The organism is Dyadobacter alkalitolerans DSM 23607 (assembly GCF_000428845.1).
Lineage (GTDB): Bacteria > Bacteroidota > Bacteroidia > Cytophagales > Spirosomataceae > Dyadobacter > Dyadobacter alkalitolerans.
Map to the genome: position 1 here is coordinate 141,740 of NZ_AUAS01000002.1, position 13,615 is coordinate 155,354.

The 13,615-nt window shown below is 45.0% G+C and carries 12 protein-coding genes; 5 read left to right on the forward strand and 7 right to left on the reverse strand.

Translation table 11 applies throughout. From position 1 onward, the window contains the following. The first annotated feature begins 18 nt into the window (after positions 1–18). Complete coding sequence (locus G395_RS32365; protein WP_169719995.1) at positions 19–171, forward strand: hypothetical protein; 153 nt, start codon at positions 19–21, stop codon at positions 169–171. 35 nt (positions 172–206) lie between these two features. Here G395_RS32365 and G395_RS0103730 read toward each other — a convergent pair whose 3' ends face one another. Further along, positions 207–530: a hypothetical protein gene (locus tag G395_RS0103730; RefSeq protein WP_229203952.1), complete on the reverse strand. Its 324-nt coding sequence runs from the start codon at positions 528–530 to the stop codon at positions 207–209. Positions 531–639: 109 nt separating this feature from the next. Between G395_RS0103730 and G395_RS0103735 the strand changes: the two genes are divergently transcribed. Continuing rightward, complete coding sequence (locus G395_RS0103735) at positions 640–1,416, forward strand: class I SAM-dependent methyltransferase (RefSeq protein ID WP_026628852.1); 777 nt, start codon at positions 640–642, stop codon at positions 1,414–1,416. A 239-nt stretch (positions 1,417–1,655) separates the two neighbouring features. Here the strand turns inward: G395_RS0103735 and G395_RS0103745 are convergent, their stop codons facing one another. The 5 genes from G395_RS0103745 to pyrG form a co-directional block, all read right to left on the reverse strand. Beyond that, entirely contained in the window at positions 1,656–2,666 is a 1,011-nt protein-coding gene (locus tag G395_RS0103745) for a glycosyltransferase family 2 protein (protein WP_026628853.1), read from the reverse strand. Positions 2,667–2,701: 35 nt separating this feature from the next. Next, positions 2,702–3,997 carry a glutamate-1-semialdehyde 2,1-aminomutase gene (hemL, locus tag G395_RS0103750; RefSeq protein WP_026628854.1) on the reverse strand — a complete coding sequence of 432 codons (1,296 nt, stop codon included), beginning with the start codon at positions 3,995–3,997 and terminating at the stop codon, positions 2,702–2,704. Between the two features lie 18 nt (positions 3,998–4,015). Beyond that, positions 4,016–5,728, reverse strand: coding sequence for an ABC transporter substrate-binding protein (locus tag G395_RS0103755; RefSeq protein ID WP_026628855.1), 1,713 nt, complete (start codon positions 5,726–5,728; stop codon positions 4,016–4,018). Between the two features lie 121 nt (positions 5,729–5,849). After that, positions 5,850–7,676: a membrane protein insertase YidC gene (yidC, locus tag G395_RS0103760; RefSeq protein ID WP_026628856.1), complete on the reverse strand. Its 1,827-nt coding sequence runs from the start codon at positions 7,674–7,676 to the stop codon at positions 5,850–5,852. 84 nt (positions 7,677–7,760) lie between these two features. Next, complete coding sequence (gene pyrG, locus G395_RS0103765) at positions 7,761–9,425, reverse strand: CTP synthase (RefSeq protein ID WP_026628857.1); 1,665 nt, start codon at positions 9,423–9,425, stop codon at positions 7,761–7,763. A gap of 283 nt (positions 9,426–9,708) precedes the next feature. Between pyrG and G395_RS0103770 the strand changes: the two genes are divergently transcribed. Beyond that, positions 9,709–10,611, forward strand: a complete 903-nt coding sequence (locus G395_RS0103770) for a PIG-L deacetylase family protein (RefSeq protein ID WP_026628858.1) — start codon at positions 9,709–9,711, stop codon at positions 10,609–10,611. Between the two features lie 130 nt (positions 10,612–10,741). On the opposite strand, the gene nspC is transcribed toward G395_RS0103770, so the two are convergent. Further along, entirely contained in the window at positions 10,742–11,899 is a 1,158-nt protein-coding gene (gene nspC / locus G395_RS0103775; protein ID WP_026628859.1) for a carboxynorspermidine decarboxylase, read from the reverse strand. A 122-nt stretch (positions 11,900–12,021) separates the two neighbouring features. Here nspC and G395_RS0103780 point away from each other — a divergent pair, with 122 nt between their 5' ends. Continuing rightward, positions 12,022–12,609 carry a 3'-5' exonuclease gene (locus G395_RS0103780; RefSeq protein WP_026628860.1) on the forward strand — a complete coding sequence of 196 codons (588 nt, stop codon included), beginning with the start codon at positions 12,022–12,024 and terminating at the stop codon, positions 12,607–12,609. After that, positions 12,606–13,487: a bestrophin family protein gene (locus tag G395_RS0103785; protein ID WP_026628861.1), complete on the forward strand. Its 882-nt coding sequence runs from the start codon at positions 12,606–12,608 to the stop codon at positions 13,485–13,487. The genes G395_RS0103780 and G395_RS0103785 overlap by 4 nt, the downstream gene beginning before the upstream one ends. Positions 13,488–13,615: the final 128 nt, after the last annotated feature.

Sequence of the window (13,615 nt, forward strand, 5' to 3'; positions counted from 1 at the left end):
ACAAAACAATATTTTACAATGGGAGTTACGGAATTAAAACGTAAGAGTCGCAGAAACAAAGCAGTAGCTAATAACCGCACAGCGAAAATCAAAGATCTTTTACGCAAGCCAGAAGTACGCAACGTTGATGTTGAAGCAATAAAGGCTCAGTTTGAAGCTAATAAGAAATAATTTTAGCATCTACGAAAGGAATCAACTAGTCCCTGTCAATCTGTTTTGGTAGGGCTTTTTGCTTTTTTACCGGGCTTGTGTTTGCTGGCAGACTTAATGTTGATTTTCCGAACAAGCTGACGCATGCTGCGCCGGGTTTCCCTGCGGACGTCCAGTAGTATCCGGAACCGGAGGGCTTCGCCAAACATGATGAGGCCACCGTTGATCAACGCCAGACTATACAATCCTAAAACAACCCAAACCTGCGTAGGAACTCCCGTCCGGCGCTGGTGTGCTGCCTCGCTCAGGACGGTAAGGCCGAAACTGAAAATCAACAGGCCGCATGGAGCTAATATCATCCATTTGGTGCGCGTCGACATTCGTTTAATTAGCCTTTTGCCAGGTGGTTTCGGATCGATTGATGGAATCATTTATTACTTTTTTCCTTATTATGATCCTAAAATTATTAATTTTTAGTTAATTGATTTAATGAAATCCATCATTAGTTTAGTATTAAGGTATATTCCCCGTCCCTATCTGCAACTGGTCGGTCACTGGGTTGCCCGTTTTCTCAGCATTTTTTATATTGGTAATCAGGTTGAATGTCCTGTTTGCGAAAGCCGTTACCGGAAATTTCTGCCCTATGGCCGCAATACATCCAGCCGTGAGAACGCACTTTGCCCTAGTTGCCTTTCCTTAGAGCGACACAGATTAATGGGTTTATACCTTAAAAGAAAAACCAATTTCTTCACCGCCAATCTCAAAGTCCTGCATGTAGCACCAGAATATTGCTTCATCGATCGCTTCGAGCACATGAAAAACTTGGATTATATTACAGCTGACATTGAGTCACCACTGGCGAAGGTGAAGATGGATATTCATTCGATTCCGTTCCCAGAAAATACCTTTGACGTTGCCTTTTGTAATCACGTAATGGAGCACGTGGACGATTATATTCTGGCGATGAGCGAGCTGCACCGAGTTCTAAAACCTGGCGGCTGGGCGCTGATCCAATCGCCACAGGATATGAAGTATGAAGTGACTTATGAAGATGCTACGATTACGGATCCCAAAGAGCGTGAAAAGTATTTTCTACAAAACGACCATTTAAGGCTGTTTGGAAGAAATTACGGCCGGGAATTGGAAAAAGGCGGTTTTACAGTGAAGGAGGACCGATTTGTCATGGATGAGCTGACGAAAGCTGAGGTTAGCCGGTATGCTTTGCCCGGTGAGGAGATCGTTTACTTTTGTCAGAAGGCGTTGTGATGGTGGGCTGGTGGGTCTCTGGCGGGTTATCGGCTGGACAGATGGCGGATCATGCGGCCAGACAGCAGCAGAACATCCTGCTAGCCAGCTAGCGTCCTGGGGTTGAAACCCCAGGTTATAGTATCTGAATGATTATGATATAATCACAATGCGAGAGACTCGAGATAATATCGTCAGATATAATATATACTCTAGCCCGGGGTTTCAACCCCGGGTTTCCGATAATTTGGACGCCAATGTTATGATGGGTATTCGATGGTCGCGCCGGTTTCCCGGTGCGATTTTTTTTCGAAAAGCCGTTTCCATCCCTCCTCCATAAAGCCAATTCCGTAGCCAAAAAGCTGGACAAAAGCAGCTCCTATGCCCAGAAGCGCGACCTGAGCGCTTCCTGTTTTTCTGAATGCATCTATAAAAAGAAGTGCAATGTATGTGGCTAATCCAATCAGGCCCAGATAGAAGAATGGCTTGAAGATCAGGAACCAAAGGGGGATGCTGCAAACTGCCAGGGTAAAAAGCAGTGGGAATGTGTGCACGAGTTTCAGTTCATCCGGGTAAAATCGTGCAATGTTAATCCTGGCTCTTCCAAAAAATTTCAGTTGCCTGAAAAACGGCACAAATTGCGTGCGGCGCTTGTGATAAATGAATGCTTCCGGGATCAGTGCAGAGCGAAATCCGAGTCGTAAAGCAACAATGCTAAACAGAATATCCTCTCCCATCCGACTTGTTAAAAATCCTCCCGTTTTTTCCCAAACTTGCCTGGAAAGGCCCATATTGAAACTTCTTGGGTGGAAAGTCCCACCCATATTATTCTTCTTTCCCCTGATCCCCCCCGTCGTGAAAACGGAGGTCATTGAATAGCTGATGGCTTTTTGTATAGGCGTAAATGATGGATGATCCGTGTCAGGGCCACCATACAGATCGACGTAATCTGTGTTTAATTTATGCTCGACCACAGCCAGGTAATTCGGCTCGATTAATGCATCGGAGTCCAGCAGGATAAAATAATCACCCGTAGCGCGCTCGAAGCCGTGGTTTCTCGCAAAGCCTTGACCGCCGTTTTCTTTGAAGAAATACTTAATGTCGAGTTTATCTTCAAAAGATCTGACAACCGCATCCGCCTTAATCTTCGAGCCATCTTCCACAATGATCACTTCAAAATGCTTAACCGTCTGCTGAACAAGACATTCCAACAGTTCCTGCAACTCGTCGGGACGGTTGTAGACAGGGATGATGATGGAGTATTGGCGCATTTTATTGAGTGAGTGACCGAATGAGTGAATGGAGATTATAAGCTCAAAATCTCTTTCAAAGATTCTTCATTGGCTGTTATGATTTTGTCTAAATGTTTGTCTTCCAGTGCGGTGGATAGGAACATGCTTTCGAATTGGGATGGGCCCATGTAGATGCCTCTATCCAGCATTGCATGAAAATACCGACCGAACAGGGGAAGGTCCGAGGACTTTGCGGACGGAAAATCTGTTACAGGCTGGTCTGTGAAGAAGAGCGTGTACATCGAGCCGATGTGGTTCAATGTATAATTCAAGCCGAGCTTCTGTATGGATGCTTTGAAACCAGTCGATAGCTTCTCTCCCGATGCTTCCAGTTGCGTATAAACTTCCGGGTGATCATTGAGATAGGTTAGCATGGTAAGCCCCGCTGCCATCGCAATCGGGTTGCCTGACAGTGTTCCAGCCTGGTAAACCGGACCGGCTGGCGAAACCTTGTTCATAATGTCGGCCCTGCCTCCATATGCTCCTACGGGCATTCCTCCACCTATTATTTTTCCTAACGTTGTTAAATCCGGGGTTATTCCGAATCTTTCCTGCGCTCCGCCTTTTGCAAGACGAAAGCCGGTCATCACTTCATCCAGGATAAGAACAATTCCTTCTTCATCACAAATTTTCTGCAAACCTTGCAGGAAACCTTCGGCCGGAAGGACGCATCCCATGTTACCAACCACAGGTTCAAGGATCAATGCGGCAATTGCATTTTTGTTGGCATTAACGAGCGTTTGAACTGCTTCCAGATCATTAAATGGTGCTGTTAATGTGTCATTTGCCACACCTTTTGTAACACCCGGGCTATCCGGTGTGCCGAAAGTGACTGCACCGCTGCCAGCTGCTATTAAAAAGCTGTCGCCGTGGCCATGATAGCAGCCTTCAAATTTGATAATCTTGTCTCTTCCTGTAAAACCTCGGGCCACCCGGATCGCAGACATTGTAGCCTCGGTGCCCGAATTTACCATTCTTACCTTTTCGATGGAAGGCACCATACTCACGATCAGCTCAGCCATTTCCACTTCCCTGCGAGTAGGTGCGCCGAAAGAGAATGAATGTTGAATGGCATCGTAAACTGCCTTTTGTATCAATTCATTAGCATGTCCCAGGATCATCGGGCCCCAGGAATTGATTAACTCTATATACTCATTATCATCCTCGTCATAAACATAAGGCCCCTTAGCTGACTTGATAAAAACGGGTGAACCGCCTACTGCGCGAAATGCGCGGACGGGAGAATTTACGCCACCAGGAATGAAGTGTTGTGCTTTCTCAAAAAGATGCTGACTCGTTGCAATGTTCATTGGATACGCTAATTTAGGTTACCTGTCTACTGGCGTCCATTTGGACCCGTTATGTTTCAAAACAGGTGTAATCTGGTTCTCGTTTGCTTTTGTAAAATTAAATCCTGACAAAAGATATTCATCACCTGCCGGCCGTGCGGATTGCAAGCCATCCTGAAACCGGTCCTTATGCTTGGCAAGCATACGCATAAAGAACAACAGCTGGTCAAATCCCTGGTAAGAGTAAACGGATGGGAAAGTGTTCGTTTTGTTCCAATAATTCTTTTGAAACTCACGAATGTTCTCCTTTTCACGGTCTACATAATCCGTATCAATCAGGTAAAGTCGCGACGCATAGCGGTTAAGCCTGGACTGCTGCGCGCTGAAACTTGTGGATGTGCTCAGGACCGGAGTGGTTGTCAATTTGCGTGCATTCAACACCTCCATCAACATTGCGCCGGAGGAACCGTCGGTGGAGAACAGGGCGATGTGGGATGGTTTTGTGGTTTCAAAAGTGGAAAGATTGTTTTCCAGCCACTCACGGGATGATTGGATTTTAAGCATTTCCAGCACTTTCCCTCCCTTACTCTTCCATTCATTGGCATATGAAAATGCCATTGCAGAGTCCTTCGAGGTTCCACCGTAATAGATCGCCGCGGACAATCCCATCGCCTGCGTTTTCATCCATTGCGCCGCTTTTTGCATTTGAAAAGCGATAGATGGATGCGCCAGGTAAATATTAGAGCCTGATTTCAAGAGATTGCCATCGGTTGACAATGGATTAAGCATGATAGCCCTGCCATTGGCAACATAGCTGGAAGTGACGTCGAATGTGGCAGGATACAACGGCCCGATCACCATATCAGATTGCTGAAAATTTTTATTCTCAACAATCGGCTCAACCGTTTTGGCATCAGCTCCCACGTCATATGCCCACAGGTTTACGCTTATTCCCTCAGCGGCAAGCTGTTCTTTGGCCATTATAAGGCCCTGGTAATAGTCGTAAGCAAACTGGTTCGAACGACGCCTGCCCGTGCTAAATTCATCCAAGCGAAACGGAAGGAGCACAGAAACATCATAGTAACCTTTTGTCCACTGCCCTTCGGATTTTGGAATGCTGCGCTTCGGCGCTTCTTCTGCTACGGCAACTTTTTCTTTTTTACTAAATTTAAATTGCTTTTGAAGCTGCTCCGCGATCTGGAAATCAGTTTGTGTTGAGCTTGGGGAAGTTTCTATAAAGTGGACAAGCGTCAAGGCAATGTCCCGATCATCCGCATATTGCTTTTGCAGTCCTTTCAGTTTGGCCAGATCAGTAATGGAGCCGAAATAATGTTGTTTTAAAGAAAATACATCCTTAGCCAGTGAAGAATCTTTTATTTTGGCCAAATGAGCCAGTCCTTCATCGGTCTTGCCCTCTTCCAGCGCTATGGCACCAAGCAGATACTGCGCTTCGGCAATACGGTTCCAACCCGGATAGCGGCTCTGCAATTGCAGTAACATTTGCTTGCTCTCCCTGAAACGCTTCAATTGGTAAGCGGAAAGCGCATAATAGTAATGTGCGTAGGCTGAGAAGGTGGTTTTTGAATTGACACTTGTCAACGGCGAAAGTTTCTCCACTGCTGCGGCATAACGTCCTTGTTTATAATCTCCAAGCGCCGCTTTATATCTGCTTTCCGTTTGTGCAATATTCTGGGCAAATGCTGCATCGCTCAAACCGGCAAGTATGAAGATGACTACAATAATTGATTTCATCGTAACAGTGGGTGAAAATTGAGTAACGGCGGACAAATTACAAAATCCGGTCTAAGAGAAAAAAACGGGCAATATTTCCGGTTGGAAACATTGCCCTATACATTACGATATATTAAATCTTTTATTTCTTTTTCGAACGCTTTTCAAGCTCAGCCTGCTTCTTTTTGGCCTCTTCTGCGGCTTGAAGCGACTTTTCCAGATATTTCTGGAACTTCGTCTGCTTCTTCTCGCCATTCGCGTTTTTCTTTCTGTTTTCTTCCAGAATGTTCCGGATCTTGTCTTCATTCACAAAACGCTTGATCAAAAGCTGCTGCGCGATCGTTACCACGTTTGATACAAAATAATAGAATGTCAAACCGGCCGGAAACGAGTTAAGAACAAACATGAACATCAACGGCATAATGTAACCCAACACTTTCATGTTTACCGGGCCAGGCTGCGTTGGCGTGATCTGATTGTTATAATAAGCATAACCAATGCTGGATGCCGTCATCAACACGGTGAACAAGCTGATGTGGTTTCCTACACCGAAAGGAATGGTAAAGGGCAGCTTGATGAACGAATCGTAAGTAGAAAGGTCGCTCGCCCACAGGAAGGGTTGCTGCCGCAGCTCAATCAGGTTGGGGAACAGGAAGAACAGTGAAAACAGGATTGGCATGGTCGCCAGCACGGGGATACAACCGCTCAGCGGGCTTACGCCTACTTCCTGATAAAGCTTCATCTGATCTTGCTGCTGCTTTGCCATATCATCCGGGTTCTGGCTGCGGATCTGTTCCAGCTCGGGTGCCAGCAAACGCATTTTTGCCATGCTGATATATGACTTGTAAGTCAGCGGAGTGAGGATTGTTTTTACAAAAATTACCAGCAGTATGATTAAAAGACCATAATTGCTCACAAATTTTTCCAAAAAGTTAAAAAGCGGAACGAGGAAAAACTTGTTGATAGGCTTTAAAAACGCATATCCAAGATAAACATTCTGGTCGAAATTCTCGGCTTTAACCTTATCGACCAGGTGATAGTCGTTTGGTCCAAGGAAGAACTGATAATTGGCCTCCCCTTTCTGTATGGCAGACATCGGGATTCCGGCCGAAACATGCATTGTCTTTACGATGGTTGAATCCGCAGGGTTTACGTCAGCCCTTACAGCCACATTACCAAACGGATGCTTATCCGCGATCAGACCTGCAAGGAAGTATTTATGTTTGATTGTAAACCACTTAACAGGTTCGGCCGTTTTATCCTCTTCTGTTGCTGTCGGGCTCGTCGCAAGGCTTTGCAGATCATCGGTGTAATAGTTGATCGTCACCACCTCACGGTTCTTGTGCATGTCATTTTCCAATTGCAGCAGATCATTGTTCCAATCCAGCTGAACCAGTTTGTCACTTGATCCCTTAGCATTTGATTTGATGCCGTAATCGATCACATAACCGCTTCCATGCACAACATACGTTTGTTCAACGAACTGATTACCATTCAGCGGAGCGCGGTAAGTTACTATTACTGAGTCTTTTTCGCCTACTTTCTGATCTCGCGCCTCGGTAGTGAAGAACAGGTCCGTCAAACGGACGTCACCTGTTGTAGTCGGAAAGCTGATCCGGAAACTGTTATGATTTTCCGCGATCAGGTAAAGCGGCTTCTGATCGTAGGTTTTGTATTTTTTCAACATTACCTCTTTCATGATCCCTCCTTTGTTGGAGAAAACAACACGCGTGTCGTTCGTCTCGATAACCAGGTCTTTCGGAGCGACTTGCGCGACCGCGTTTGAATCAGTGGATTGAGCAGATAAGTTGGTTGAATCCGAAACTGTTGGTGATTGAACAGAGGGTTTTGTAGTAGTTTGTTTTACTTGCTCCGCAGGTGCAGGTTCCACAGGTTTTGGAACCAGTATCTGGTAGCCAATCAGCATTAGCATGATTAATACTAAGCCGATAATAAAATTTTTATCCATTATTTACTTGAAATGATTGAAATAGTAAACCCGCGAGGGGACGGCAAAGGTAATAAGTTTTTTCCTTATCGGCCTTTTTTGTGATCAGTGGATTGTGGTGTTAAGCGATTCAACAGATCTCTTTTGCAGCGAATAAGTAAGTGCAGCACTCACGAAGTTCACAAAAATCGGATGCGGGTTCATCACCGTGCTTTTCAGCTCAGGGTGGAATTGCACGCCAATATAGAACGGATGCCCGGGCAGCTCAACCATTTCAACGAGGTTGTTGTCAGGATTAATTCCGGTTGCAACCAGTCCTTTTTCCTCGAAGTCTTTGAGATACTTATTGTTGAACTCATAACGGTGGCGGTGGCGCTCGCTAATGTTCGTTTTGCCATAGATCCGGCTCGCCAGCGTGTCTTTCTTGATCTTGCATGGATAGGCTCCCAGACGCATGGTGCCGCCTTTGTTAGAAACGTCCTTCTGATCTTTCATCAGGTGGATCACCGGATGATCGGTGTTAGCGTCCATTTCAACAGAATGTGCTCCATCCCAGCCTATTACATTTCTTGCATATTCAATAACCGCCATTTGCATACCTAAACAAATTCCGAAGAAAGGAATGTTGTTTTCACGCACATACTGGATCGCAGCGATTTTTCCTTCGATCCCTCTTTCACCAAAACCAGGTGCAACCAGAACACCATCCAGGCTTTCCAATTTTTCCACGGCATTTTCTGCTGTAAGGCTTTCAGAATGGATCCATTCAATGTTCACTTTGCACTCGTTGGCTGCTCCGGCGTGAATGAATGATTCAACGATGGATTTGTAAGCGTCATGCAACTCAACATATTTTCCTACCAGACCAATGCGGATGGAATCAACCGGATTTTTATAGCGGGATAAGAACGTCTTCCAGGAATCCAGATCGACGTCTTTATCGTTGTAAATATCGAGCATATAGAGCGCGCGCTGATCCAGTCTTTCTTTCAGCATCAGCAAAGGAACGGCGTAAATCGTGTCTGCGTCCATGGCCTCTATAACAGAATTCACCTGAACATTGCAGAAAAGCGCGATTTTTTTGCGGATATCGTAAGGAAGCGGATGTTCCGTGCGGCAAACCAGAATGTCCGGCTGAATCCCCGCTTCTTGCAGCATTCTTACCGAGTGTTGCGTCGGTTTGGTTTTCAGTTCTCCGGCAGAATTCAAGTAAGGGATCAGGGTCAGATGGATCACAAGCGTATTATGCTCTTCCATCTCAAATTTAACCTGACGCACGGCTTCCAGGAACGGAAGTGACTCGATATCCCCTACGCAACCGCCGATTTCCGTAATAACGATATCGTAATCGCCGGTTTGCCCGAGCAGCAGCATATTCCTTTTCAGCTCGTCCGTAATGTGCGGGACAACCTGAACAGTTTTGCCCAGAAAATCCCCCCGGCGCTCGGCTGTAATGACATTGTGGTAGATGCGTCCCGTAGTAACATTGTTGGCCTGGGACGTGCGAACATTCAGGAAACGCTCGTAATGGCCCAGATCAAGATCCGTTTCGGCGCCATCGTCCGTTACATAGCACTCGCCGTGCTCGTAAGGATTCATGGTTCCCGGGTCAATATTAAGATATGGATCGAATTTTTGAATCGTAACAGAAAGCCCTCGGGCTTGCAGTAGTTTTGCTAATGAAGAGGCAATGATTCCTTTGCCAAGTGAAGATGTTACACCGCCCGTAACGAAAATGTACTTCGCGGTCTTTCGTGCTTTGGAAGCCATAAGACGTTGCTTTTTTTCTATGATTACGGGATACAAAGATACAGGAATATTAGAAGAATCTAAGCGGGGGCTTTTTAAATATTACCGTAAAATCATTAAACACTTGTTACTCTGGAAGGTTAGCAGGCGTAAATTTTTCTGCCCCCATTTTCTCCAAACAAGCTTTTGCACAGGTTTTAAGTGCGTTTGTGACTTCATAAAATGCCTAAAATTTTGAATAAAAAAAACTACAAATTTTAATTCCTATTTTGCATCAGTACCAACCTAAATCATTTTAACCAATATGAGAAAAATTTTATTTCTGCCATTTCTGCTGATATGGCTATCGCCCGCATTTTCACAAAGCGCAAAGGACGCCGCCAAAACACCGCTCAAAATCATTGTGTTTGGCGCACATCCCGACGACTGCGATCTTGGCGCCGGAGGCGTTGCATCCATTTACTCCTCCATGGGACATAAGGTTAAATTCGTTTCCCTTACCAATGGCGACGCAGGCCACCAGGATATAGGCGGCGGAGAACTGGCCAAACGTCGGCTTAATGAAACAAAGGAAGTGGCGAAGCGACTAGGCATCGAATACGACGTGCTCGACAACCACGACGGCGAGCTTTTCCCCACATTAGAAAACCGGCTGGCAGTAATCCGCAAAATCCGCGAATGGAATGCAGATGTGGTGATTGCACCCAGAACAAACGATTATCACCCCGATCACCGCAATACTGGCGTAATTGTACAAGACGCATCTTACCTGGTAATCGTACCTAATATTCTTAGCAGTGTACCTCCGCTGGTCAAAAACCCGCTTTTTCTTTACTTCCGAGATCGGTTTCAGCGTCCTAACCCTTTCCGCCCGGACATTGCTATTGACATCACCACAGCAATTATTAAAAAGGTCGATGGGTTGGATGCGCATATCTCCCAATTCTACGAATGGCTACCCTGGACAAATCAGGATCTTGCTAATGTTCCGAAAGGGCTTGAAGAGCGAAAAAAGTGGCTGCTGGCAGCTACGGAAAAACGTTCTTCTATTACCCCGGAGATTAAGCTGACCGTTGAAAAATGGTATGGAAAAGAGCAATCTGAAAAGATAAAATTTGTAGAAGTTTTTGAGATAACCGAGTATGGAAAGCAGCCGTCACCGGAAGAGATAAGGCGACTATTCCCAATGCTTCCAAATGGAAATTAGGGTCAAAAAGTTTCAAATTACTTCGAGAACCGATATATAAAAAGCCTCGTTCGATCTGTCGTTTTTATAACGATTATTCTAACGAGGCTTTTTAGTTTAGGACGAAATTAAGTGTAAAATCAAGCGTTTACTATGATAACCGATCCTTAAAGCTTTCATATCCGAAAGACTTGATCATTCTGAAATCACCGTCAGTTGTCACCATACCAATGGAAGGTAAGTTAACGCCGTTAAATGTTGTTGTTTTGACCATGGTGTAGTGTATCATGTCTTCAAATATGATTTTATCTCCAGACGTCAATGGCTCGTCAAACGAATAGTCGCCAATGAAGTCGCCTGCGAGGCATGTCATACCACCCATTCTGTAAGTTGGTTTTCCTGCGATAGCTTCCATGCTGGCACCAGTGATTGCTGGCTTATATGGCATCTCTAATGTGTCCGGCATATGCGCTGCAAATGAAGTGTCCAGGATCGCGACATCGATGCCCTGGCTGTCCATCAAATCCAGTACGGTTGTAACCAAAACACCAGTCCGCCAGGCTATGGCTGAACCGGGTTCTAGTATTACATCCAGATTATACATGGCCCTTATATTACTAACTAATTTTTTTAGTTTTTCAATATCATACCCTTCTCTTGTCATCAAATGACCACCTCCCATGTTCAACCACTTGGCCTGATGCAGCAAATTTCCGAAGCGTGATTCCAATGCTTCTAATGTACGTTCCAACGTATCCGAACCATTCTCGCAAAGTGTATGGAAATGAATGCCTTCAATTCCTTCCGGCAGGGTATCCGGCATTTTGTCCCGTGTAATGCCCAGGCGCGAGCCGGGCACGCATGGATTATACATATCCGTCGCTACTTCCGAATATTGCGGGTTTACGCGGATGCCGCAGGACAGCTTATGGTTCGGGTTCGCAGCTTTGAATGCTTCTACCCTATCTCTGAACCGCTCCCATTGGCTCAGGGAGTTAAATGTGATGTGGCTGCTGCGCTCCATGATCTCTGCAAATTCACTATCCAGATACGCCGGCATGTATGTATGTGCCTGGTAACCCATGAAATCATTGATCAGCTTGACCTCATTCAGCGAGCTTGCCGTAGCGCCGCTCAGATATTCTTTCACGATAGGAAATGCACTGAACATGGAAAAACCTTTCAAGGCCAGGATGATCTTGCAACCGGCCGCCTGCTGCACCGAATCGATCAGGCTCAGGTTCTGGCGTAAGAGCGTTTCATCCAGAACAAAACAAGGCGACGGGATTTCGTTGTAATCGATTGGCATTTTATATAAATGAATAATGAATGAATCAGCTAAAATGTAAGGTTTCTCTATTTTTGTACACAAAAGTATAAGTTTGAGTTTCAAAAGAGTCCCAATTTTCTGTTACCAATTAAAACCACGGCATGGCGTTCCTCGTATTAGACATTGAAATGACGGGCCCCGAGCCGGGCTGGAATGAGATCATACAAATTGGAGCAGAGTTTTTTGACGACAACTGGCGGTCGCTGGGCACTTACCTACAAAACGTCTATCCCGAAAATGAGGAAGCTTTTTCTGTTAAATCGGAAGAAGTGCATGGACTGTCAATGGCCGATCTGGAAGATGCGCCCATGATTTACGACGTCTTGCCGGAATTTGAAAAATGGCTTAAAAAGCTAAATGCAGGTAAACCAAACTTTACTAATGTCATCATTTGCGGTCAAAGTGTCATTAACGACATTAATTTCCTTCGCTATGCATACCGAAATGAGAAAATGAAGTGGGGATTCTCCAATAAGCTGATTGATCTTCACACGGTATCTTATTTGTTTTTTCAAATTTTAGAAAAGAATGGCAAAACGATTCCCCGCTCGCTCAGCCTGGGTTCAGTGGCCACCTATTTTGGTTTTGAGCGGGAAGAAGAAACCCATAATGCATTGGAAGATGCCCGACTGACCGCTAAGTGCCTGAAAGAGTTCTTCAAACTAATTGACAATGTTACACTCAAATGATCGACTACAATCCTAAGGAGTGGTTCCGCTACATATTTTATTTCCAAAAAGGAGATACGGTCCGCAAGCTTATGCCGCTGATCCTGACCATTGCGGTGTATTCAACAGCCGTTGCCTATCTCTTATTGATTCATTTCAAGTTAAAGGAAAACACGGATCTGAAAAACATTTCCCTGATGCACTCGCTTTTGGGATTTGTGATTTCCATGCTGCTTGTTTTCCGGACCAATACGGCTTATGACCGCTGGTGGGAAGGACGCAAACAGTGGGGCTCATTAATGAACATTAGCCGCAACCTTGCTTTGAAAATCAATGCATTACTTGGAAATGAACACGAATTGGAGCGGGTATTTTTTATGAAGATGATTCCCAATTATGCTTTTGCCCTGAAAAATCATTTGCAGAGCGGTTACAGGTCGGAGGAGTTTGAGGATTCAGAATTGTATGAAAAGACAACGCTTCGCGCGCACGATCATATTCCCAACCAGATTGCCGCTGCGATCTTTAGCAAAGTGATTGAACTGCAAAAAAGAGGTGTTTTGCTACCGGAGCATACGATTCTGCTAAATCACGAACTGGAAGCTTTTACTAACATTTGCGGAGCGTGTGAGCGGATTAAGAACACGCCTATCCCTCTCTCTTACAGCTCTTTTATTAAAAAGTTCATTTTCATTTACTGCCTGACTCTCCCAATCGGCTACGTTTTTAGCCTGCATTTTTTGGTTGTCCCATTCGTGATGTTTGTGTTTTACATTCTCGCCAGTCTTGAAGTCATCGCCGAAGAGATTGAGGATCCTTTTGGGGTAGATAGCAATGATCTTCCTATGGAGCGCATTTGCAATGGTATACAGACTTCCACACATGCGTTGCTGCAATAATGTCAGGAATGGCACAATTATTAGGAAGAAATTAGAAAACTGTAAGAGTTTGATTAAAATTGATAACTTTTTCAGAAAATTTCTCCAATCGAATATTATCCTGTTTTCGTGACTTTTGAAAAATTTTT